Annotated in this window: 19 protein-coding genes and 1 tRNA gene; 5 read left to right on the top strand and 15 right to left on the bottom strand. The window is 72.7% G+C overall.

From position 1 onward, the window contains the following. Positions 1-2: 2 nt before the first annotated feature. On the bottom strand, positions 3-2,111 hold the full coding sequence (locus ACERUN_RS11715; RefSeq protein ID WP_370290145.1) for a PhoX family phosphatase: 2,109 nt from the start codon (positions 2,109-2,111) through the stop codon (positions 3-5). 112 nt (positions 2,112-2,223) lie between these two features. Between ACERUN_RS11715 and chrA the strand changes: the two genes are divergently transcribed. After that, entirely contained in the window at positions 2,224-3,399 is a 1,176-nt protein-coding gene (gene chrA / locus ACERUN_RS11710) for a chromate efflux transporter (RefSeq protein WP_370290144.1), read from the top strand. A gap of 148 nt (positions 3,400-3,547) precedes the next feature. Here the strand turns inward: chrA and ACERUN_RS11705 are convergent, their stop codons facing one another. From ACERUN_RS11705 to ACERUN_RS11695, 3 genes are all read right to left on the bottom strand, one after another. After that, positions 3,548-3,868: a GNAT family N-acetyltransferase gene (locus tag ACERUN_RS11705; protein ID WP_370290143.1), complete on the bottom strand. Its 321-nt coding sequence runs from the start codon at positions 3,866-3,868 to the stop codon at positions 3,548-3,550. Positions 3,869-3,953: 85 nt separating this feature from the next. Continuing rightward, positions 3,954-6,170 (bottom strand): catalase/peroxidase HPI, encoded by a 2,217-nt coding sequence (katG, locus tag ACERUN_RS11700; RefSeq protein ID WP_370290142.1) that lies wholly within the window; start codon positions 6,168-6,170, stop codon positions 3,954-3,956. Between the two features lie 91 nt (positions 6,171-6,261). Next, positions 6,262-6,693 carry a Fur family transcriptional regulator gene (locus ACERUN_RS11695; RefSeq protein WP_370290141.1) on the bottom strand — a complete coding sequence of 144 codons (432 nt, stop codon included), beginning with the start codon at positions 6,691-6,693 and terminating at the stop codon, positions 6,262-6,264. 98 nt (positions 6,694-6,791) lie between these two features. Here ACERUN_RS11695 and ACERUN_RS11690 point away from each other — a divergent pair, with 98 nt between their 5' ends. Further along, the gene (locus tag ACERUN_RS11690; protein ID WP_370290140.1) at positions 6,792-6,983 is read left to right on the top strand and encodes a hypothetical protein; all 192 of its coding nucleotides are present in this window, start codon (positions 6,792-6,794) and stop codon (positions 6,981-6,983) included. Positions 6,984-7,042: 59 nt separating this feature from the next. Here ACERUN_RS11690 and ppc read toward each other — a convergent pair whose 3' ends face one another. The 3 genes from ppc to ACERUN_RS11675 all read right to left on the bottom strand — a co-directional run bounded on the left by ppc (position 7,043) and on the right by ACERUN_RS11675 (position 11,788). Next, positions 7,043-9,736 (bottom strand): phosphoenolpyruvate carboxylase, encoded by a 2,694-nt coding sequence (ppc, locus tag ACERUN_RS11685; RefSeq protein WP_370290139.1) that lies wholly within the window; start codon positions 9,734-9,736, stop codon positions 7,043-7,045. Between the two features lie 79 nt (positions 9,737-9,815). Then, positions 9,816-10,628, bottom strand: coding sequence for a TetR/AcrR family transcriptional regulator (locus tag ACERUN_RS11680; protein WP_370290138.1), 813 nt, complete (start codon positions 10,626-10,628; stop codon positions 9,816-9,818). Between the two features lie 338 nt (positions 10,629-10,966). Next, entirely contained in the window at positions 10,967-11,788 is an 822-nt protein-coding gene (locus tag ACERUN_RS11675; protein ID WP_370290137.1) for a formylglycine-generating enzyme family protein, read from the bottom strand. A gap of 206 nt (positions 11,789-11,994) precedes the next feature. Here ACERUN_RS11675 and ACERUN_RS11670 point away from each other — a divergent pair, with 206 nt between their 5' ends. The 3 genes from ACERUN_RS11670 to ACERUN_RS11660 are packed head-to-tail and all read left to right on the top strand — an operon-like array spanning position 11,995 to position 16,481. Further along, positions 11,995-13,683 carry an arylsulfatase gene (locus ACERUN_RS11670; protein WP_370290136.1) on the top strand — a complete coding sequence of 563 codons (1,689 nt, stop codon included), beginning with the start codon at positions 11,995-11,997 and terminating at the stop codon, positions 13,681-13,683. Next, positions 13,680-15,119, top strand: a complete 1,440-nt coding sequence (locus ACERUN_RS11665; protein WP_370290135.1) for a hypothetical protein — start codon at positions 13,680-13,682, stop codon at positions 15,117-15,119. The genes ACERUN_RS11670 and ACERUN_RS11665 overlap by 4 nt, the downstream gene beginning before the upstream one ends. Positions 15,120-15,173: 54 nt before the next feature. Further along, positions 15,174-16,481 carry a DJ-1/PfpI family protein gene (locus ACERUN_RS11660; RefSeq protein WP_370290134.1) on the top strand — a complete coding sequence of 436 codons (1,308 nt, stop codon included), beginning with the start codon at positions 15,174-15,176 and terminating at the stop codon, positions 16,479-16,481. A 56-nt stretch (positions 16,482-16,537) separates the two neighbouring features. On the opposite strand, the gene ACERUN_RS11655 is transcribed toward ACERUN_RS11660, so the two are convergent. From ACERUN_RS11655 to ACERUN_RS11620, 8 genes are all read right to left on the bottom strand, one after another. Next, positions 16,538-16,610 (bottom strand) — tRNA-Ala (locus ACERUN_RS11655). A gap of 38 nt (positions 16,611-16,648) precedes the next feature. After that, positions 16,649-17,287: a histidine phosphatase family protein gene (locus ACERUN_RS11650; protein ID WP_370290133.1), complete on the bottom strand. Its 639-nt coding sequence runs from the start codon at positions 17,285-17,287 to the stop codon at positions 16,649-16,651. Continuing rightward, positions 17,284-17,676: a ribosome silencing factor gene (gene rsfS, locus ACERUN_RS11645; protein ID WP_370290132.1), complete on the bottom strand. Its 393-nt coding sequence runs from the start codon at positions 17,674-17,676 to the stop codon at positions 17,284-17,286. The genes ACERUN_RS11650 and rsfS overlap by 4 nt, the downstream gene beginning before the upstream one ends. A gap of 28 nt (positions 17,677-17,704) precedes the next feature. Then, positions 17,705-18,406, bottom strand: a complete 702-nt coding sequence (gene nadD, locus ACERUN_RS11640) for a nicotinate-nucleotide adenylyltransferase (RefSeq protein WP_370290131.1) — start codon at positions 18,404-18,406, stop codon at positions 17,705-17,707. A gap of 13 nt (positions 18,407-18,419) precedes the next feature. Further along, positions 18,420-18,584, bottom strand: coding sequence for a hypothetical protein (locus ACERUN_RS11635; RefSeq protein ID WP_370290130.1), 165 nt, complete (start codon positions 18,582-18,584; stop codon positions 18,420-18,422). An 85-nt stretch (positions 18,585-18,669) separates the two neighbouring features. After that, on the bottom strand, positions 18,670-19,131 hold the full coding sequence (locus ACERUN_RS11630) for a hypothetical protein (RefSeq protein WP_370290129.1): 462 nt from the start codon (positions 19,129-19,131) through the stop codon (positions 18,670-18,672). Beyond that, positions 19,128-19,778 carry a CDP-alcohol phosphatidyltransferase family protein gene (locus tag ACERUN_RS11625; RefSeq protein ID WP_370290128.1) on the bottom strand — a complete coding sequence of 217 codons (651 nt, stop codon included), beginning with the start codon at positions 19,776-19,778 and terminating at the stop codon, positions 19,128-19,130. The genes ACERUN_RS11630 and ACERUN_RS11625 overlap by 4 nt, the downstream gene beginning before the upstream one ends. Positions 19,779-19,853: 75 nt before the next feature. After that, positions 19,854-21,104: a glutamate-5-semialdehyde dehydrogenase gene (locus tag ACERUN_RS11620; RefSeq protein WP_370290127.1), complete on the bottom strand. Its 1,251-nt coding sequence runs from the start codon at positions 21,102-21,104 to the stop codon at positions 19,854-19,856. Between the last annotated feature and the right edge of the window lie 50 nt (positions 21,105-21,154).

Below are 21,154 nucleotides of genomic sequence, written 5' to 3'. Positions count from 1 at the left end.
GCTCAGACGCTGCGGAAGGCCACAACGATGCCGGGGCGCGGGTAGTCCCGCCCGTGGGGCCAGGTGCTCACCGGCTCCTCGAAGACGGCTCCGTCGGCCTCGCCGGGGTGCTGCACAGCGACGAACAGGGAGCGGTCGCCGTCGGTGATGAACGGGCCGCAGGCCTCGGCGGCCCGAGGGACGCTCGCGAACTGCTGCACCTGGCCGCGGTTCGGGCCGGCGACGGGGACGCGGAAGACGCCGTCGTTGCTGCCGAGGACGTTGCCGTCGGTCGAGATCCACAGGTTGCCGACGGAGTCGAAGGCCACGTTGTCGGGGCAGCTGATCGGGCTGACCTTGGTTCGGTCGAAGCCGCCGAAGTAGGTCTCGGGCGCGTTCGGGTCGCCGCACACGAGGAACAGGTCCCAGGTGAAGGTCGTCGCCGCGTGGTCGTTGCCGTCGGGGGTCATCTCGAGCACGTAGCCGTTGCGGTTGCCGCTGGCGTTGGTCAGCGGCGCACCGAGACTCGCCCGCACCTGGGAGGTGCCGACCGGGTTGGCCTCGTCGACCGGCAGCGCGGCGCTCCCGCGCTGGGAGTTGTTGGTCAGCGCCGCGTAGACCTTGCCGTTGACCGGGTTAGGCTCGACGTCCTCGGGACGGTCCATCTTGGTGGGTGCGACGAGGTCGGCGGCGAGGCGCGTGAAGATGAGGACGTCGGCCACCGACATGCCGGGGACGAACGACTCCGTGTCGGAGGTCAGCGGGATCCAGGTACCGGTGCCGTCGTACTCGCTGTCGGCCGAGCCGTCTCCGACGAGGCGCGCCACGTAGAGCGTGCCGCGCGTGAGCAGGGCGAGGTTGTTGCGACGAGCGGCTGCGGTCTTGCGGGGATCGAACCTGCCGGAGGAGACGAACTTGTACAGGTAGTCGCCGCGCTCGTCGTCCCCCATGTAGGCGACCGCACGGCCGTTCTTGGCGATGGAGATGTTGGCGCCCTCGTGCTTGAAGCGACCGAGCATGGTGTGCTTGCGCGGCGTCGACTTCGGGTCGAACGGGTCGACCTCGACGATCCAGCCGAAGCGGTGCGGCTCGTGGGGCTCCTTCGACAGGTCGAAGCGGTCGTCGACACTGCTCCAGCCGCGGCCGGAGCCGCTGATGCCGTAGCGCGCGTACTGCGCGGTGTAGCGGCTGTCGAGGCCCGCGCCCTTGTCGAAGTACTGGTTGAAGTTCTCCTCGCCCGAGAGCACCGTGCCCCACGGGGTGATGCCGCCCGCGCAGTTGTTGAAGGTGCCGAGCACCCGCGTGCCGGTGGTGTCCTTCGAGGTGCGCAGGCGCGCGTCCCCGGCGGCCGGGCCGTCGAGCAGGAAGGTGGTGGCGTGGTTGATGCGGCGGTTCTGCGGCGAGCGTCGGGGGTCGACCCGGGTCCACTGGCCGGGCACGCGACCGCGACGGATGCGCACGATCGACATGCCGTGGTTGGCGATGGCGATGCGCTTCACGTCGTCCGCGGAGTACTGCCCGGTCGGGAACATGAGGTTCTCGTTGGTGTACTCGTGGTTGGCGACGAGCAGGGCGTCGTCCTTGGTGAGCGGAAGCACGCCGACGTAGTCGTTGTTGTAGCCGAACTGGCGAGCGGCGGCGGCGACCGACTGCTCCGCGGGGTCGAAGGCCGGGGCACCCGGCAGCACCGGGTCGCCCCAGCGGATGAGGACGTTGTGCGAGAAGCCGCGGGGGGTCAGGAACTCGTCGAGCTTGTTCGGGCGCACGGGCGTGAAGGTCGCCGTCCCGAGCACGCCGCGCGACGCGCGGGCACCGGCGGCCGGCGACAGCGCCGCCGCGGCGACTCCCTCGGCACCGAGCACGGAGCCGACCACGAGTGCGCTGCCGGCGAGCACGCCGCCGCGCAGGAGGCCGCGGCGGCCGACGGCGCGGGCGATCTCGTCCTGCACGTGGCCGTGCGCGGTGGCGTTGGGCTCGTCCTGGTCGCAGGCGTTGCCGCAGCGGAAGGTGCAGGTCATGAAGGAGCGGGAGCCGTGGCGGGTGCGACGGGCTCCGGCGTCGTCGTCGGCGGCGTCGGCGCCGATCGGCGTGAGGGACAGCAGCGGGCGGTTCTCGGGTCGCACGGAGGTCATGGGCCGAAGCGAAGCGGTGCGGCATGAACCCGGCGGGGCTGATCGGTGGCACGTCGGTGAACCGACGGTACCCGCGTGGCGACATCGCACGGTTCGCCGCGAGGATGGCTCCGTGGAGACCTCACCCGCCGTGCCCGAACCGGCGCGCAGCGCCGGCAGCACGCGCGAGGTCGTGCTGACCTTCCTGCGCCTGGGCGTCATCGCCTTCGGCGGCCCCGCCGCGCACATCGCCCTGATGCGCGAGGAGCTGGTGCGGCGCAAGCAGTGGGTGAGCGACGAGCGCTTCGTCGACCTGATGGGCGCCACCAACCTGATCCCCGGCCCCAACAGCACCGAGCTCGCGATCCATCTCGGCCACGACCGCGCCCGCTGGCGCGGCCTGGTGGCGGCCGGCGTGTGCTTCATCGTGCCGGCGGCCCTCATGGTCGGCGCGCTGGCCTGGGCGTACGTGCGCTACGGCCGCACTCCCGCGGTCGAGGGGCTGCTCTACGGCATCGTGCCGGTGGTGCTCGCCATCATCGTGTGGGCCGTCGTGCCGCTGACCCGCACCGCGGTGAAGGGGTGGTGGGGCTGGCTCCTCGCGCTGGCCGCTCTCGGCGCCTACCTCGCCGGCGTGCCCGAGCTGCTGGTGCTGGCGGCCGGCGCGGTGGCCGGAGCTCTGCGCCACGGGGCGGTGGACGCCGCGACGCGCTGGCGCACGCAGGGCCCGGGGGCGCTGGCGTTCCCGCTCGTCGCACCCGTGATCGCGGGTCGGCCGGGCAGCGAGGACCTCACCACGCTGTTCTGGACGATCCTCAAGATCGGCTCCGTCCTCTACGGCAGCGGCTACGTGCTGCTGGCCTTCCTCGAGGGCGACTTCGTCGATCGACTCGGCTGGCTCACGCAGCAGCAGCTGCTGGACGCGGTCTCGATCGGCCAGGTGACACCGGGCCCGGTGTTCACGACCGCCACCTTCGTGGGCTACCTCGTGGCGGGCTTCTGGGGTGCGGTGCTCGCGACCGTCGCGATCTTCCTGCCGTCGTTCGTCTTCGTCGGCCTGCTGACCCGCCTCACCGGCTGGCTGCGCTCCCGGGCGTGGACGTCGTCGCTGCTCGACGCCGTCAACGCGGTGTCGCTCGCCCTGATGGTGGGCGTGGCCCTGCAGCTCGCGCGCGGGGCGCTGACCGACGTCCTCACCGTGACGCTGCTGGCCGCCGGCCTGGTGGCGCTGTGGCGCACCCGGCTCAACAGCGCCTGGCTGATCGGCGGCGGCGCCGTGGTGGGCGTCGTCCACCAGTTCGCGGGCTGACCCGGCGCTCCTCCTCGCCGACGCCGCCGGCCGCGCGGTCTTGTCACTCAGTGTTCGGTCATCCACCACGGTGATGGAGCAGCTACCACGGTGTTGTGACCGGTCACACCACCGTGGTGGACGACCGAACACCGAGTTACATGCGGGCTCAGACCGGGTCGACGGGGTCGACGAGATCGGCGAACTCGGTGTGTCGAGAGAGCCAGTCGACGACGTAGGGGCAGTGCGCCTGGATGCGCAGGCCGCGCTCGCGCACGTCGGCGAGGGCGAAGGCGACCACCTGGCCGGCGAGGCCGCGGCCGCCGTAGGAGTCGTCGACCTCGGTGTGCACGAAGTCGACGTGGACGTCGTCGGGCAGGCGGTACTCGGTGAAGCCCACCAGCACCGGCTCACTGCCCGCGGCGTCGTCGCGGATCTCGTAGCGGTGCAGCTCGGGCACGTGGACGTAGGAGATAGACGACTCGCTCACCCGCCCATCCTGCCGCCCTGCGCCAGGAAGCACGAGAGGCCGCCCCCCATGAGGGGAGCGGCCTCTCGTCAGACGTGACGGACGATCAGTCCAGGTCGAACCGGTCCGCGTCCATGACCTTGACCCAGGCGGCGACGAAGTCGTCGACGAACTTGGTCTGGGCGTCGGCGCTGGCGTAGACCTCGGCGAGCGCCCGCAGCTGCGAGTTCGAGCCGAAGATGAGGTCGTTGGCGGTGGCCGTCCAGCGCACGTCACCGGTGGCGGCGTCACGGATCTCGTAGACGTTCTCGGTGTCCTGCGACGCCTTCACGACCAGGCCGGGGGCCAGGAGGTTGGTGAAGAAGTCGGTGGAGAGCACACCGGGACGCTCGGTGAGGACGCCGTGCTTGGCGCCGCCCACGTTGGCGTCGAGGCTGCGCAGGCCACCCACCAGCACCGTGAGCTCCGGAGCGGTGAGACCCAGCAGGTAGGACTTCTCGAGCAGCAGCTTCTCGGCCGGCAGCTTCTCGCCGTCGCGCAGGTAGTTGCGGAAACCGTCGGCGCGGGGCTCGAGCACCGCGAACGAGTCGGCGTCGGTCTGCTCCTGCGTGGCGTCGGTGCGCCCGGGGTGGAACGGCACGGTGATCTCGGTGCCGCCGGCCTTCGCGGCCTCCTCGATGGCGGCGCCGCCGGCGAGGACGATGAGGTCGGCCAGCGAGATCTTCTTCTCGCCCTTGGCGTTGAACTCGGCCCGCACGCCCTCGAGCTTCTCCAGCACCGCGGCGAGCTGCGCCGGCTCGTTGACCTCCCAGTCCTTCTGGGGAGCCAGGGCGATGCGGGCGCCGTTGGCGCCGCCGCGCTTGTCGGTGGAGCGGAACGACGAGGCCGAAGCCCAGGCGGTGCGCACGAGCTCGCTGGTGCCCAGCCCCGTCGCGAGGACGGCGGCCTTCAGCTCGGCGACGTCCGCGTCGTCCACGAGGGGGTGGTCGACGGCGGGCACCGGGTCCTGCCAGAGCTGCGCCTCGGGCACCCAGGGGCCGAGCAGACGCTCGATCGGGCCCATGTCGCGGTGGAGCAGCTTGTACCAGGCCTTGCCGAAGGCGTCCGCGAACTCCTCGGGGTTCTCGAGGAAGCGGCGCGAGATCTTCTCGTACTCGGGGTCGAAGCGCAGGGCGAGGTCGCTGGTGAGCATGGTGGGCAGCTTGTTCGGGCCGCCGTGGGCGTCGGGGATGATCGCCTCGGCGTCCTTGGCCTGCCACTGCTTGGCACCGGCGGGGCTCTCGACGAGCTCCCACTCGTAGCCGAAGAGGATCTCGAAGTAGCGGTTGCTCCACTCGGTGGGCCGGTCGGTCCAGGTGACCTCGAGGCCCGAGGTGATGGTGTCGCCGCCCTTGCCGGAGCCGTGGGAGGAGATCCAGCCCAGGCCCTGCTGCTCGAGCGGGGCGCCCTCGGGCTCGGGGCCCACGAGGCTCGGGTCGCCGGCGCCGTGGGTCTTGCCGAAGGTGTGGCCGCCGGCGATGAGCGCGACGGTCTCGTAGTCGTTCATCGCCATGCGGGCGAAGGTGTCGCGGATGTCGCGCGCCGACAGCAGCGGGTCGGGGTTGCCGTTGGGGCCCTCGGGGTTGACGTAGATCAGGCCCATCTGCACGGCGCCGAGCGGGTCGGAGAGCTCGCGGTCGCCGCTGTAGCGCTCGTCGCCGAGCCAGGTGTCCTCGGTGCCCCAGTTGATCTCCTCGGGCTGCCAGATGTCCTCGCGACCGAAGGCGAAACCGAAGGTCTTGAAGCCCATCGACTCCATGGCCACGTTGCCGGCGAGCACGAGCAGGTCGGCCCACGAGATCTTCTGGCCGTACTTCTGCTTGAGCGGCCAGAGCAGGCGGCGGGCCTTGTCGAGGTTGCCGTTGTCGGGCCAGGAGTTGAGCGGGGCGAAGCGCTGGGCGCCGTCACCGGCACCGCCGCGGCCGTCGTGGATGCGGTAGGTGCCCGCGGCGTGCCACGAGAGGCGGATCATCAGGCCGCCGTAGTGACCGAAGTCGGCGGGCCACCAGTCCTGCGAGGTGGTGAGGACGTCGATGAGGTCGGCCTTGAGCGCCTCGACGTCGAGCTTGGCGAACTCCTCCTTGTAGGAGAAGGAGGGGCCGAGCGGGTTCACGCCGGCCGGAGCGTGCGCGTGCAGCACGGTGAGGTCCAGCGCGTTCGGCCACCAGTCCTGGTTGGTGCGCGGACGGGTGCCGGTGGCGGGGGTCGGCGGCGACAGCGCCGGGTTCTCGCTCTCGGAGCCCTCCCCGTGGACGACGGGGCAGCCTGCCTGGTTCTCAGTCATGCTCAACCTTTCGATGACGATTCTTCGGTGAGTCGGTACTTCGGTGAGGTCAGTGGATCAGGTCGGGACGAACGGGTGCGGTGCGCTCGGCTCAGGTCGCGGCGGCCGTGATGGCGCAGTCGGGGCAGGTGCCCCAGTAGATGACCTCGGCCTCGTCGACGACGAAGCCGCGGGAGTCGGAGGCGGTCAGGCACGGCACGTGGCCGACCGCGCAGTCGACGTCCACGATCGCGCCGCACGAGCGGCAGACCGCGTGGTGGTGGTTGTCGCCCGTGCGGGCCTCATAGCGCGCCACCGAGCCCGCGGGCTTGAAGGAGCGCACGAGACCGGCGCCGGTGAGGGCGTGCAGCGAGTCGTACACGGCCTGGTGCGAGACGTCGGCGAGCAGGGCGCGGGCGGCGCTGATGAGCGACTCCGTGTCGGCGTGCGGGTGCGCGTGCACCGCGGCGAGCACCGCCAACCGCGGGCGGGTGACCCGCAGCCCGGCCTCGCGCAGCTGCTGCGTGAAGTCGACGTCCGGCATGAGCGCCAGTCTGCCACTTATCTTGAACGAGTCAAGAAAGACTCGGTGAACAGTCGTACCGACCGACTGGGGTGCCGACTGCCGGGTATCGAATGATCATGTCTGCCATCGGAATCTTCATCGGCCTCGCCGTGGTGATCATCCTGTTCATCGCCGGCGGCATGGTCGCAGCCCACCTCGTCGACCGGCGCCGCAACCAGGCGGTCGCCCACGACCACGAGCGCTTCGAGGAGCAGCCGGACGCCACCAGCGCGCCGGTCACGCCCCCGGGCGCCCCCCGCCGGGACTGACCGGCATCCCCACTCCACCGACCACCGCACCACCCGGCACCGGCTGAGATCCTCCGATCTCAGCCGGTGTTGCGCATCCCGGCCGCGATGCCGTTGACCGTGAGCAGCAGGGCCCGCTCCAGGGCGGGATCGTCCTCCCCGCGGCGGCGCCGGGCGAGCAGCTGCACCTGCAGGTGGTGCAGCGGCTCGAGGTAGCGATCGCGCACCGCGAGCGTGCGGCGCAGGATCGGGTTGCCCTCCAGCAGCGCGGCCTCCCCCGTCACGGCCAGCACGCCATCGAGGGTCCGCTCCTGCTCGGCGCGCACGACGCCGAGCAGCGGGCGCAGGTCGTCGTCCACGAGCTCCTCGACGTAGAGCGCCGCGATGTCGAGGTCGGTCTTGGCGAGCGTCATCGCCACGTTGTCGAGATAGGTGCGGAAGAAGGGCCACGACCCGTACATGCGGCGCAGGTCCTCGCCGTGCCCGGCGTCGACGGCCGCCGCGAGGCCCGTGCCGACGCCGAACCAGCCGGGGAGGATCTGGCGCGACTGCGTCCACCCGAAGACCCACGGGATCGCCCGCAGGCCCTCGATCCCGCTCGAGGAGTCCGGGCGCCGCGCGGGTCGCGAGCCGATGTGCAGCGAGCCCAGCAGCTCCACCGGGGTCGAGGCGAGGAAGTAGGCGGGCAGGCGCTCGTCGTCCACGAGGCCGCGGTAGGAGGCCAGGGCCGCCTGCGACACGGTGTCCATCACCTCGTCCCAGCGCTGCGCCGTGCCCTGAGGACGACGATCCGCGCGGTGCAGCGTCGCGGCCTCGAGCGAGGCCGCGAGCAGCAGCTCGAGGTTCTGCCGTGCCAGCACGGGCAGCGCGTACTTGTCGCTGACGACCTCGCCCTGCTCGGTGATCTTCACCTCGCCGGTGAGGGTGCCGTAGGGCAGCGACATCACGGCGTCGTAGGTCGGACCACCGCCGCGGCCGACCGATCCGCCCCGGCCGTGGAAGAAGCGCAGCCGCACGCCGTGGCGGGCGGCGACGTCGCGCGCGGCCCGCTGCGCGCGCTGGATGAGCCACTGCGAGGTGGTGATGCCGCCCGACTTGTTCGAGTCGGAGTAGCCGAGCATCACCTCCTGCACGTCGCCGCGCGAGCGGAGCAGACGGCGGTAGGCGGGGTCGGCAAGCAGGTGCTCGAGGATCTCCGCGGCCCGCTCGAGCTCCTCGACGGTCTCGAGCAGCGGCGCGAAGTCGAGCTCGCTGGTGCCGGCGACGGCGTCCACGAGGCCGGCCTCGCGCGCCAGCACCACCGCGGCCAGCACGTCGTCGGCCCCCTGGGTCATCGACACGATGTAGGTGCCGATCGAGCGGGCGCCGAGCCGACGCAGCGCCCACCGGGCGGTGGCGAAGACCTCCGCGGTGCGTGCGGAGGCCTCGCTGAGGCCGGCGCGGTCGCGCGCCAGCGGACGACGCCCCGCCAGCTCGCGCCCGAGCACCTCGCGCCGCTCGTCGGCATCGAGCTCGGCGAAGGGCACGTCGAGCTCGCCGACGGCGTCGATCAGCTCGCCGACCGCGGCCCGGTGCCGTTCGGCGTGCTCGCGCAGGTCGAGGCGGGCGAGCGTGAAGCCGGTGGCCGCGACGATGCCCACCGCGCGCGCCGGGATGCCGGCCGCGATGAGCGCACCCTGGTGCTCGCGCACGGAGTCGTGCACGAGCACCAGGTCGGCGAGCAATTCGGCGTCGTCGCGGTAGTCGCGCCCTGGCCGGTGCTGCGCGTCACGGCGGATGCGCTCCGCGGTGAGTCGCAGACGCTGGCGCACGCAGGTGAGGAAGAGCCGGTAGGGCTCCTCGGCGTTAAGGCGGCGGTAGCGGGGCTCGACGTCCAGCTCGGCCAGGTAGACCTCGAGGCGCTCGCGCAGCGCGGGCGAGACGCCCGACAACCGCTCGCTCACCGACAGCTCGCGCCGCATCGCGTCGACGAGGTCGCCCAGCCCCTGCAGCGCGTGGGCGGCCTGCAGGCGCAGCACGTCGCGGGTGACGGCCGGAGTGACGTTCGGGTTGCCGTCGCGGTCACCGCCGATCCACGTGCCGAAGCTCAGCGGCGCCGAGGACGCCGGCAGCTCGACTCCTGCGGCCGCCAGACCCTCACGCAGCTCGTCGAGCACGGCCGGCAGCGCCTCGGCCGCGAGGCTCTGCAGGTAGTAGACGCCGTTGCGCGCCTCGTCGGCCGGCGTGGGCGGCTCGACCCGCAGCTCGTCGGTGGCCCAGAGCAGCTCCACCACCTGGGCGATGCGGTGCTCGCGGCGCGGCCCGTCGGGCTCCTCGAGCAGGCTCGCGAGACGACCCAGCTTCTCGATGGTCGAGCGGCGCGCCACCTCGGTGGGGTGGGCGGTGAAGACCGGCTGCACGGCGAGGTCGGCCACGGCCGCCGCGAGGGCCTCCCCCGTGACGCCGGCCGCCGCCAGTCGCTCCAGCGCGCGAGCGAGCCAGCCCTCACCCGGACCGCCACGCTCCTCGAGCAGACGGCCGCGGTGCACCTGCTCGGTGGTGTTGGCGAGGTGGAAGTACATGGCGAAGGCTCGTGCCAGACGCGTCGTGGTCTCCAGGTCCGTCTCCTGCGGCAGCGCCTCGCCCTTCGCGCGGGTGCGCACCTCCTCGACGAGCTCGAGCAGCTCGTCGCCGTGATGGCGGCGCAGGGTCTCGCCGAGCAGCGCGGTCACGCGGCCGACGTCGTGGTGCAGTGCCTGCTCGGTGGCCGCGTCGAGACGGATTGGATCGTTCACAACGTCCACCCTAGGGTCCAGACGCCATGCGGCGGCGGGCTCGGCGAGCGTCGTCCCGGGGTACGGACGAGTAGCCGGATCAGCCGGTGGCACCCGGCGCGAGCAGCCGCAGGAAGATGTCGCGCGCGACCGGCTTGAGCTCGCGCATGCGGTGCCCCTCGCCGCCCAGGAAGGCGCGGAACACCAGCTCGTTGATGGCTCCGACGGCGGCCACGACGAGCTCGCGCGAGGGGTGCTGGCCGAGCCGCGCGGCGGTGCGGGCGATGACGTCGACGAAGTAGTCGAAGGACTCGACGCGGCGGGCGACGATCCGCTCGGTGGCGCCCAGGGCGTCGAGGGTGATGACCCGGGTGATCGCGCCCTGGTCGGCGAAGATGCCGAACTGCAGCTCGAAGCCCACCTCGAGCGCCTCGGTCACCGACGTGCAGGAGGCGAGCACCTCGGCGAGCAGCGTGATGCCGGCGTCGAGGAGGATGTAGAGGTCGAGGAAGGCCGCCTCCTTGTCGGCGTACATCTCGTAGAACGTCTTGCTCGACACCCCGGCGCGGCGTCCGAGCCCGGCGACGGTGACCCGGTCGTAGCCGTGGTCGAGCACCTCGTGCACCAGGGCGGCGAGGATGCGGGCCTGCTGGCGACGACGCACCTCGGTGCGTGAGAGGTCGTGACGGTGGCGCGGCAGGGCGGCGGTGGCGGGATCGTTGATGGCACTCAGCACCCGCACCGCCATCGCCTGCTGGGCGGCCGGAGCGAGGGCTTCCTGGTCGGCGACCCCGTCGTGCGCCTCACCCGCAGCGACACCCTCGGCCGACCCGGGCTCGTCGGTCGTCTCCACGAGCTCAGCGGTGCCGGACGCGGCGGCGCGGACCACGGCAGGAGGCGGGGAGGCGGTCACGGCTCTCACTGTGCCAGCCGTTCGGCGAGCATTCGCCGAAGTTCGGACAGCGGAGTTGAGAAAGTGTAATCTTTCTCTAGACGGCCCCGGGTCCCCCGGGATCGTCACCGGGGCGGTGATGCGTCGCGGGGTTGTAGGGGGGACGACGGTGAGACTCGGGCGCGTCGGTTGTGCCGAGGTTGCTTCGACCGGACCCCAGACGGTCGAATCGGCCGCCGGGATCCGACCACCGCCGTGCGACCCCCGCACGCCCACCCCCCGACGCGGTCGGTCTCAGGCCCCCTATGAGACCGGCCGCGAGACCTTTTCGGCACCGGGCGCCCCGCCCGGCTGGGCGCTCACGTGTCGGCGGCGACGCGGAACCCGATGTTGCCGGTCGTGTCACCGGGAGCGCTGTGGTCGCGCGCTGCCACCCGGTAGCGGTTGCAGTAGGAGTCGTGGCACAGGTAGGAGCCACCCCGGCGCACGCGGTCGGCATCCCCGACAGCTGGGACGACGCCGAGCGCGCCGCCGTCCCAGCAGCTGCTCGTCCACTCCCACACGTTGCCCACCGCGTGGTGCAGGCCGAAGCCGTTGGGCGGCAGCGAGGTGACCGGTTGCGTGCCCACCGCGTCGCGCCCGCGGGCATGGCGGTGCGGGAACTCGCCCTCCCAGATGACCGCGCGGCGGGCGCGGGCGTCGTCCGGGTGCTCATCGCCCCACGGGTAGATCGCGCCCTCGAGGCCGCCGCGGGCGGCGTACTCCCACTCCTGCTCGCTCGGGAGCCGCCCACCGGCCCAGGCGCAGTAGGCCTCGGCGTCGTGCACCGACACGTGGACGACGGGGTGCGCGGCGAGGCGGCGCACGTCGCTGCCCGGGCCTCCGGGGTGGCGCCAGTCCGCGCCGTCGACGGCGGCCCACCACTCCGCACCGGCCACGCGCCCGCGCTCGGCGCGGGGATCGGCGACGAGCAGGTGGAAGACGAAGGACCAGCCCTCGCGCTCCGCGTCGGTGACATGGTCGGTGGCCTTGGCGAAGGTGGCGAACTGCTGGTTCGTCACCGTGGTGGCCCCGATCGAGAAGGGAGCCACCTCCACCTCGCGCACCGGGCCCTCGCCCTCGCCGGGATTGGCGAGCGGGCCGTCGTAGCCCATCGCGAAGCGACCGCCCGGCAGGTCCACGAGCCCTCGCGGACGACGCGTCGACGCCGTCGCCGACACGGCGCGCGACGGACCCGTCGCCTGGATCGGTCCGGGCTCTGCCGAGCCGTCCGACCGGCGTCCCGGCGCGCAGCACTCCCCCACCCGACCATCCTCTCGTCGCCGCGCCGAGAGCGCGATCACACCAATTTCTAGTGACTTTATCGTGTTCGGGTCGTTGGCGGGACGTGTTCCCCTCCCACGACTCCGCTCTGCGTCGCCGCGCCCTGCTCGGCGGGGCCGTCGCCGCCGGCCTCCCCCTGGCGACGGCCGGTGCCACCAAAGGCCCGGCCGCCGCCGCGGCCGCCGGCCCCTCTCGCAGCTCCGCTCGCCCCACCACCCGCACGCGTCGTCCGAACATCATCGTGATCCTCGCCGACGACCTCGGCTACGGCGCACTGGGCGCCTACGGCCAGCAGGTGGTGCGCACCCCCCACCTCGACCGGCTCGCCCGCGAGGGCATCCGCTTCACCCAGGGCTACTCCGGGGCCAGCGTCTGCGCGCCCTCGCGGACCACGCTGCTGACCGGCATGCACGCCGGACACACCCGGGTACGCAGCAACGCCTTCCGCACGACCGGCGAGCAGCCGCGCCTGGAGCGGGGCGACACCACGATCGCCGAGGTGCTGCGTGCCGGCGGCTACCGCACCGGGGTCTTCGGCAAGTGGGGCTTCGGCGACGACGACCTCGTGACGCCGAACCCGCTCGGCCTCGCCTGCGGGATCCACCAGCCGGCCGACGTCGGCCGGGGGAACTTCGCGGTGGCGAACCGCCGCGACCCGAGCCACCCGCTGCAGAAGGGTTTCGACCGCTTCGTCGGCATGGTCACCACCGAGCACGCCTTCCAGTACTGGCCCGACTTCCTGTGGAGCGACAACCGCCGCTTCCGCCTGCGCGGCAACGAGGGTGAGCAGCGCGGCACCTACGCGCCCCAGGTGCACCTCGACGGCGCGCTCTCCTTCATCGACCGCCACCGCGACGACGAGTTCTTCCTCTACTACGCCCCGCAGCTCGTCCACTTCCCGAACGAGGTACCCGACACCCGCGCCTACGACGACAAGGTGGGCTGGACGCCGGAGATGAAGGCCTACGCGGCGCAGTACACCCTGCTCGACACCTACGTGGGCCGCATCATCGACCGATTGAAGCGCCACGGGCTCGACGACAAGACCCTCGTGGTCTTCACCAGCGACAACGGCCCGACCCCCAACGAGCACGCGCTCGCCGGCTCGGGCCGGTGCACCGACGTCCTCACGCCGTCGCCGACCTCCGGGCTGGCCGACGTGCTGTGGCGCACCAACGGCGGCCTGCGCGCCGGCAAGCACAGCCTCTACGAGGGCGGCATCCGCGTGCCGCTCATCGCCTGGGGTCCGGGGGTGGTGAAGGCGGACCGCCGGGCGGTGGCCGACCGCCCGTGGGGCTCGGTCGACCTCCTCCCGACACTGGCCGACATCGCCGGGGTCACCCCGCCGGCCGACGTCGACGGCGTCTCGGTGCGCCCGTGGATCACCGGCGAGCGGCCAGCCGGACGACGCGCCCACCCACCGCTCTACTTCGAGCGCCCGCCCAACACCGACCAGAACCTGGACGGCGGCCCGCCGGCGCAGCTGGTCTACACCACCGCGGTGCGGTGGGGGCGGTGGAAGGCGGTGCGCCACGCACCCGGGCGCACCCCGACCATCGCCGACAACCAGGCGCTCTTCGAGCTCTACGACCTCGCCGCCGACCCGGCCGAGAGGCGCAACGTGGCAGCGCTCAACCCGGCCGTCGCGCGCCGGCTGCAGGCCTACCTGCGCTCGGCGCACTCCCCCGCACCCAAGCGGCGGCTGCGCTACCGGCCGCGGCTGACCGGGCGGGCCGTGCGGGTGCGGCGATGAGGCGCGCGCGGCGGGCGCTGGTCGGCGTCCTCGCCTCGGCGCTGGGCATCACCGCCTGGGCCGCCACCTCGCAGGCGGCGCCGAGCGGCGGGCTCGTCGGTCCGTCGATGCCGGCCAATCGCTGGGTGGGACCCGACGGCACGTCGTCCATGCACGGGGATGCGGGCGCCTCCGACGCCACGCCGTTCGCGGGGCCGGGCGCCGACGCGCAGCCGGCGGCGAGCGTGTTCCTGGGCTCGGTCTGCCCCACGATCCTCGCCGGACGCGACCGGATGCCGCTGGCCATGTGCACCGAGTACCTCGACCGCGCGCCCACGGTGAACCTGCTCGATCGCACCACCCTGCGTCCCGTCGCACGGCTGCACCTCAGCGCGGGGTCGTTGCTCGGCGGCGTCTACGCCTATCTCGACAGCGCCGACCGGCTCGTCACCGTGGACGGCGCATCGGGCGACGTCGTCCGCATCGCGCACGACCGGGGCGGCCCCGCCGGCACCTGGCGGCTGCGCATCGCCGACCGGTTCCCGCTGGGTGCGGCGCTGCGCCGGGCCTGCGGCGGTCAGGCGTGCGACGCGGTGGTGAGCGTGTCGCCCGGCTACGACGGGCGGATCTGGTTCGCCACCGAGAAGGCCCGGGTCGGCTACGTCGAGCCGCGCACCGGACGCATCGCGCTGCGGCAGCTGAGGATCGGCGAGAAGGTGGCCAACAGCATCGCCAACGGCCCTCAGGGAGCGGCCGTGACGACCGATCGCGCGCTGTACCTCGTCTCGCCCACGACGAACGGCGGGCTTCGTGTCGCCTGGCGTCGCGCCTACGCGCGCGGACCGGCCCGCAAGCCCGGCAAGCTCAGCCACGGCAGCGGCGCCACCCCGACCTTCTTCGGCCCTCGCCGCGGCGCCGAGTGGGTGGCGATCACCGACAACGCGGCGCCCCGCGAGAACCTCCTGGTCCTCGAGGCCGCCTCCGGCCGCCTGCTGTGCCGCCAGCCCCTCTTCCGCGCGGGCGCCTCGGGCACCGAGAACTCCCCGATCGGCGTGGGCCGCAGCGTGATCGTGGCGAGCACCTACGGCTACCCCTACCCCGCGGGCGCCGACGGCCCGTCGCAGCCGGCCTCTGCGCCGATCGCGGGCGGACTCACCCGGGTCGACGTCGCGCCCGGCGGCGGCTGCCGCACCCGCTGGACCACGGGGCTGAAGTCGTCGGCCGTGCCGCGCTACTCCCGCGCGGAGGGCGTCGTGTACACCGTGACGCGCGACGGCGCCCAGCGCTACGCGCTCGCCCGCGTCTCACCGGCCGACGGTCGCCTGCTCAGCTCCCAGCCGCTGGGGCAGGGTCCGCTCGCCGACACCCTGCAGCTGGTCGGCACGATCCTTCCCGATCGCACCCTGCTGCAGGGCACGGTCACCGGGTTCGTGGCGGTGCGGCCGCAGGCGGACTGAGGCAGGCTGGGTCGACGTCGCCGCGTGCCGCGGCACCGCACCCGAAGAGGGCCCATGTCCATGCAGATCGCGATCGTGCTCTACCCCGGCTTCACCGCCCTCGACGTCATCGGCCCCTACGAGGTGCTCCGCTTCCTGCCCGGCGCCGAGATCCGCTTCGTCGCCGCCGAGGTGGGGCCGGTGGTCGCCGACACCGGCGTGCTGCTCATCGCCGCGACCCACTCCCTCGCCGAGACGCCGTCACCCGATATCGTGCTGATCGGCGGATCCGGCACCGCCTCGGCCCGCACCGCCCTCAACCACGACATCACGGCCTGGCTGCGGCAGGTGCACCGCACCACCACGTGGACGACGTCGGTATGCACCGGCTCCGTCGCGCTTGCCGCGGCGGGCATCCTCGACGGCCTGCCCGCGACCAGCCACTGGGCGGAGGTGCCGGCACTCGCGGCCTTCGGGGCCGTGCCGGTGGGCGATCGGCGCGTCGTCCACGCGGGCAAGGTCGTCACGGGCGCCGGCGTCTCGGCCGGCATCGACCTCGCGTTGTGGCTCCTCGGCGAGATCGCCGGATCGGCCCGGGCCCGCGCCGCAGCCGCGATGATCGAGTACGACCCCGAACCGCCCTACACCGCACCGAGCCTCGCGGACGCCGGGGCCGCCACCCGCCGCAGCATGGCCGCCCTCGTCGGCCGCGAGCTCGCCTACCTCGCGCGCAACGAGCCGGCCGGGCTGGTGAAGGAGATGGCGGCGTTCGGGCGCATCGGATGGGCGGGGGCCATCAGGGCCGCGCGGAACCGGGGCGGGCGCCGGGATCGAGCTGACGCGGGGGCGGCTGGTCGTCGAGCCCCCGAAGGGGCTGGAGCTGAGGGCCTGGGCGCGGATGACAGCGCGGCGGCTTCGGTCCTCGACGGCGACGCACGGCGGCCGGCACTTCATCCCGGAACCAATAAAGAGTCACCCCCGTCCCACGACGGAGAGGACCATCGACCTGGAGGTTGCCGTGCACCGCTCGCTCGCCGTCGTCCCGCTCATCCTCCTGTCCGCTGGCTGCGGCAACTCCAGCGGCGAGGCCTCCAGCGACTGCAACCTGCTCCTGCGCATCGATGGCGAGGTCTACCGCGGTGCCGGCGTCGTGGCCGCGGACGCACGACCGCTGGGGCGCGCCGACTACGCCGCCTGAGTGACGGCGGCGACAGTCCGCGGGGCGCCTACTTCCCGTCGAATCCGGAGCAGGTCGACACCTGGGTCCTCGAGGGCCACGACCCTCGCCGGGTCGTCGGCGTCCGGCAGGGCGACGGCACCTACCAGGTCTTCGTGGCGAACGGTGTCGACGCCAGCGCGGTCGTGGACCGGCTGACCCCGTGAGCGCCCGGCCGGCCGTGTGGAAAAACAAGAAAGCCGCCCGAAGGCGGCTCCTCTTGTGGAGCTGAGGGGACTCGAACCCCTGACCCTCTGCATGCCATGCAGATGCGCTACCAGCTGCGCCACAGCCCCATCCGTCTCACCGCCGGGGCGGATCGACTCGCAGAACATTAGCCGACGGCGGTCGGCGAGGTGAAATCGGGGGGCAGGTTGTACGACGTCAGCGCCCAGTCGCCGCCCTCGCGCTGCTCGAGGACGACGCGGCCGCAGTTGCCCATGCCGCGCAGCGTGCGGGCGGTCTCGAGCGGCCAGCCGAGGAAGGCGACGAGGCCGGTGCGGATCGCAGCCCCGTGCGAGACCGCGACGCCGGTCGCACCGTCGTCCAGCGCCCCCGCCAGCTCGGTGAGGACGGCGACCATCCGCTCGGCCACCTCGCGCGGGTGCTCGGCGCCGGGGATGTCCTCCCACGCGCCGCGACGGAAGCGCTCGAAGCCGGCGGGGTCCTGCGCGCGCAGCTCGTCGTGGGTGAGGCGCTCGTACTCCCCCAGGCCGAACTCCCGCAGGCGCACGTCGGTGCGCAGAGGCAGACCGGTGGCAGCGGCCACCTCCTCGGCCGTGCGGTGCGCTCGGGCGAGGTCGCTGCTCCACAGCAGGGACGGCGACATCCCCGCCACCGCGGGCGCCACCGTGCGTGCCTGCGCCAGCCCCACGTCGTCCAGGTGGGAGTCCTGCTGGCCCTGGATGCGGTGGGAGGCGTTCCAGTCGGTGCGGCCGTGGCGCAGGAGCACCAGGCGCCGCGGGCCGGTCACTGCTGGCGAGCGGCGGCGGGGTCGGTGACCTCGAGCGGCAGCTCGATGGCCGGGCAGTCGCGCCAGAGGCGCTCGAGGGCGTAGAACTGGCGCTCCTCGGTGTGCTGCACGTGGATGACGACGTCGCCGTAGTCGAGCAGCACCCAGCGGCCGTCGCGGTGACCCTCGCGGCGCACCGGCTTGGCGCCGTGCTGCTCGCGCAGCTGGTCCTCGACCTCCTCGACGATCGCGCGCACCTGCCGGTCGTTGGCGCCCGAGGCGAGCAGGAAGGCGTCGGTGATCGCGAGCTGCTCGCTGACGTCGAAGGCCAGCTGGTCGGTGGCGAGCTTGTCGGCGGCGGCGATCGAGGCGGTGCGGACGAGCTCGACGGCGTGGTCGGTGGCGGTCATGGGTCTCCGGGTTCGCGATAGTGCGGTGCTAGTTCGTGGTCGCGCCGTGGGGCGCGGGTCGGGACAGCTGGTCGGGGGTGCCGGCAGGGGCGGCATCGGCGGCATCAGCAGGCGCGGGCTCCGCGTAGAGCCCGTGCTTGGTGATGTACTGCACCACGCCGTCCGGCACGAGGTACCACACCGGCTGCCCCGCCCGCTGCCGCTGACGGCAGTCGGTGGAGGAGATGGCCAGCGCCGGCACCTCGACCATCGTCACACGGTCGGGCGGGATCTTCGCCAACGTCGCGGGGTCCATCTCGGCCCCGGGACGGGTCACACCGACGAAGTGCGCCAGCGAGAACACGTCCTCGGCGTCGCGCCAGCTGAAGATGTCGGTGAGCGCGTCGGCACCGGTGATGAAGAACAGATCGGCGTCCGGACGCTCGCGGCGCAGGTCGCGCAGGGTGTCGATGGTGAACGTCGGGCCGTCGCGGTCGACGTCCACGCGGCTGACGGTGAAGCGCGGATTGGCCGCCGTGGCGATCACCGTCATCAGGTAGCGGTGCTCGGGGGCCGAGACCTCGCGATCGGCCTTCTGCCACGGCCGGCCGGTGGGCACGAAGACGACCTCGTCGAGGTCGAACCAGCTCTGCACCTCGGAGGCTGCCACGAGGTGGCCGTGGTGGATGGGGTCGAAGGTGCCGCCCATCACCCCGATGCGACGACGCCGCTCGGCGGCCGACGCCGTCATGAGCCCGGCTCGATCAGCTGTGCTCGCGGCCGCCGCCGAACCACACCAGCGCGATCAGGAGGAAGAGCAGGAAGGCGAGCGTGCCCGCCCCGACGAGCCACGGGTTGACGCCGCCCTCGCCGCCCTCCTCGGCGGCACGGACGACGGTGAGGGCGAGGGTGCTGATCTGGCTGGCCATGCCCCCAATCGTAGCCAACGGCCGACTCCTCACCGCTCACGCACCCTCCGCGCGGACGACGACCGCCGCCGGGCGCGGCGCCCGCTCAGTGGATGGCGAAGTCGACGCCGAGGAACAGCAGCGAGAACCGGATCGACCGGCCGACGAACACCGTGGGCACGAAGATCCACATCGGCATCTTCAGCAGGCCGCCCACGGCCGCCATCACCAGCAGCGGCGGGATGCCGACGCTCGCGGCCACGAACATCACGCCCGCGGCGTACCAGGGGCGACCCTGCATGCGCCCCAGCCACTTCTCGTAGCCGGCGCGCACCTTGGAGTTGCCGAGCTTCTTCTGCGCCCAGGCGGACTCGACCCCGCGGCGGGCGACCTCGTACCAGACGACCTTGCCGATCGTTGCTCCCGCACCGGCGGCGATGCCGAGCCCGATGGCGGTGGCGGTGCCCTCCTGGGTGGCCCCGGCGCCGACGATGTAGACCTCGATGGGGAGGAACGGCAGCAGGGCGGACGCGACGCTGAAGGCGAACGTCGTCAGCCACAGGATCATGCCGCGGCGGCCTTCTCGCGCTCGGGGACGGGCAGGCCGAGGTCGAGCAGCCACTTGAGCGACACGCACTTGAGCGCGAGCAGCGCCACGGCAATCACGATGCCGAGCCACACCCAGCCGGTGGCCAGGAGGATGACGGCGAAGGCACCCGAGTTGGCGGCCTTGCCGACCCGCGACCAGTTCCAGAGGTAGATGCGGCGGTCGATGACGCCGAAGTAGTTGGGGCTGCGGATCGGCCAGGCCAGGAACGCGAGCGACAGGTACATGTCGATCACCATGAACTCGAAGAGGTAGATGGCGATCGGGATGCCGATCCACGTCATCGGCTCATCACTGAGCCAGCCGGTGGGCTGCAGCCACATCAGGCCGACGTAGAGCGCGCCGCAGCTGAGCCGGTCGCACATCATGTCGACCACGGCACCCGTGCGGGTCTCGCAGTCGAAGTGACGCGCCCACTCGCCGTCGATGCTGTCGCCCACCCAGTAGACGACCAGGCCCACGACCAGCAGCGTGAGGCTGGCCTCGTAGGCGCCCCACACCGCGATCGCCAGCGTCAGGATCGTGCGCACGAAGGTGATCACGGTGGCCCCGGTGAAGAGCCTCTCGACCGATGCATCGGCGTAGATGCGGTCCGGGGAGCCTGCCATGGCTGGCAACCTACCTGTAGCGGGCGGACGAGGAGTGAATCGGGCCCGCGCCCGATGCGACGTGGAGGTGCACGCTCAGCGCACGTGCCCGTCGCCGATGACGACGTACTTGGTCGAGGTCATCTCGGGTAGGCCCATGGGCCCCCGCGCGTGCAGCTTCTGCGTGCTGATGCCGATCTCGGCGCCGAAGCCGAACTCGCCGCCGTCGGTGAACCTGGTCGAGGCGTTGACGAGCACCGCGGCCGAGTCGACCTCGGCGATGAAGCGGCGGGCCGCGCGCTGGTCGTCGGTGACGATCGCGTCGGTGTGCGCGCTCGAGTGCCGGCGGATGTGGTCGATCGCCTCATCGAGGTCGTGGACGACGCGCGCGGCGATGTCGAGGCTCAGGTACTCCACGTCCCAGTCGTCGTCGGTGGCGGGCACCACGCCGTCGAGGGCGGCGAACGCGGCGTCGCCGTGGATCGTGACGCCGGCCTGCTGCAGCGCGGTCGCCACCCGCGGCAGGAACTCCTCGGCCACCTCGGCGTGCACCAGCAGCGACTCGGCGGCGTTGCACACGCTCGTGCGGTGGGTCTTGGCGTTGAGCACGATGGCGAGCGCCTTGTCGAGGTCGGCGGCGCGGTCGACGTACACGTGGCAGTTGCCCACCCCGGTCTCGATGACGGGCACCGTGGAGTCCTGCACCACCGACTGGATCAGGCCGACGCCGCCGCGCGGGATGAGGACGTCGACCAGTCCCCGGGCGCGCATGAGGGCCTTGACGCTGTCGTGGGTGTCGCCCGGCACCAGCTGCACGGCGTCCTCGGGCAGGCCCGCCGTCGCGAGCGCGTCGCGCAGGACGGCGACGATGGCGGCGTTGCTGCTGCGCGCCGACGAGCTGCCGCGCAGGAGCACCGCGTTGCCGGACTTCAAGCAGATGCCGGCGGCGTCGGCGGTGACGTTGGGCCGGGCCTCGTAGATCATGCCGACGACGCCGAAAGGCACGCGGATCTGGCGCAGCTCGAGACCGTTGGCCAGCACTCCCCCGCGCACGACCTCGCCCACGGGGTCCGCCAACCCGGCGACGTCGCGCAGCCCCTGGGCCATCGCCTCGAGCCGCTCGGGGGTGAGCCGCAGCCGGTCGATGATGTTGGCGGGCGTGCCGTCGGCCTCCGCGCGGGCGACGTCCTCGTCGTTACCGGCCAGGATGCGCGGCGTCTCGGCCAGCAGGGCGTCGGCCATGGCCTGCAGGGCGGCGTCCTTGCGCTCACGCGTAGCGACGGCGAGCGAACGGGCGGCGACGCGGGCGCGCTCGGCGACTTCGCGGACGTCGGCTTCGGCGGTCATGGGCCTCAGGATACGGCGAGGCAGGACGCCGCTGGTGCGGCGTCCTGCCT

This window comes from Nocardioides sp. (assembly GCF_964229035.1).
In the GTDB taxonomy this organism is placed as follows: Bacteria; Actinomycetota; Actinomycetes; order Propionibacteriales; family Nocardioidaceae; genus Nocardioides.
This window is presented reverse-complemented; position numbering and strand designations above follow the sequence as displayed.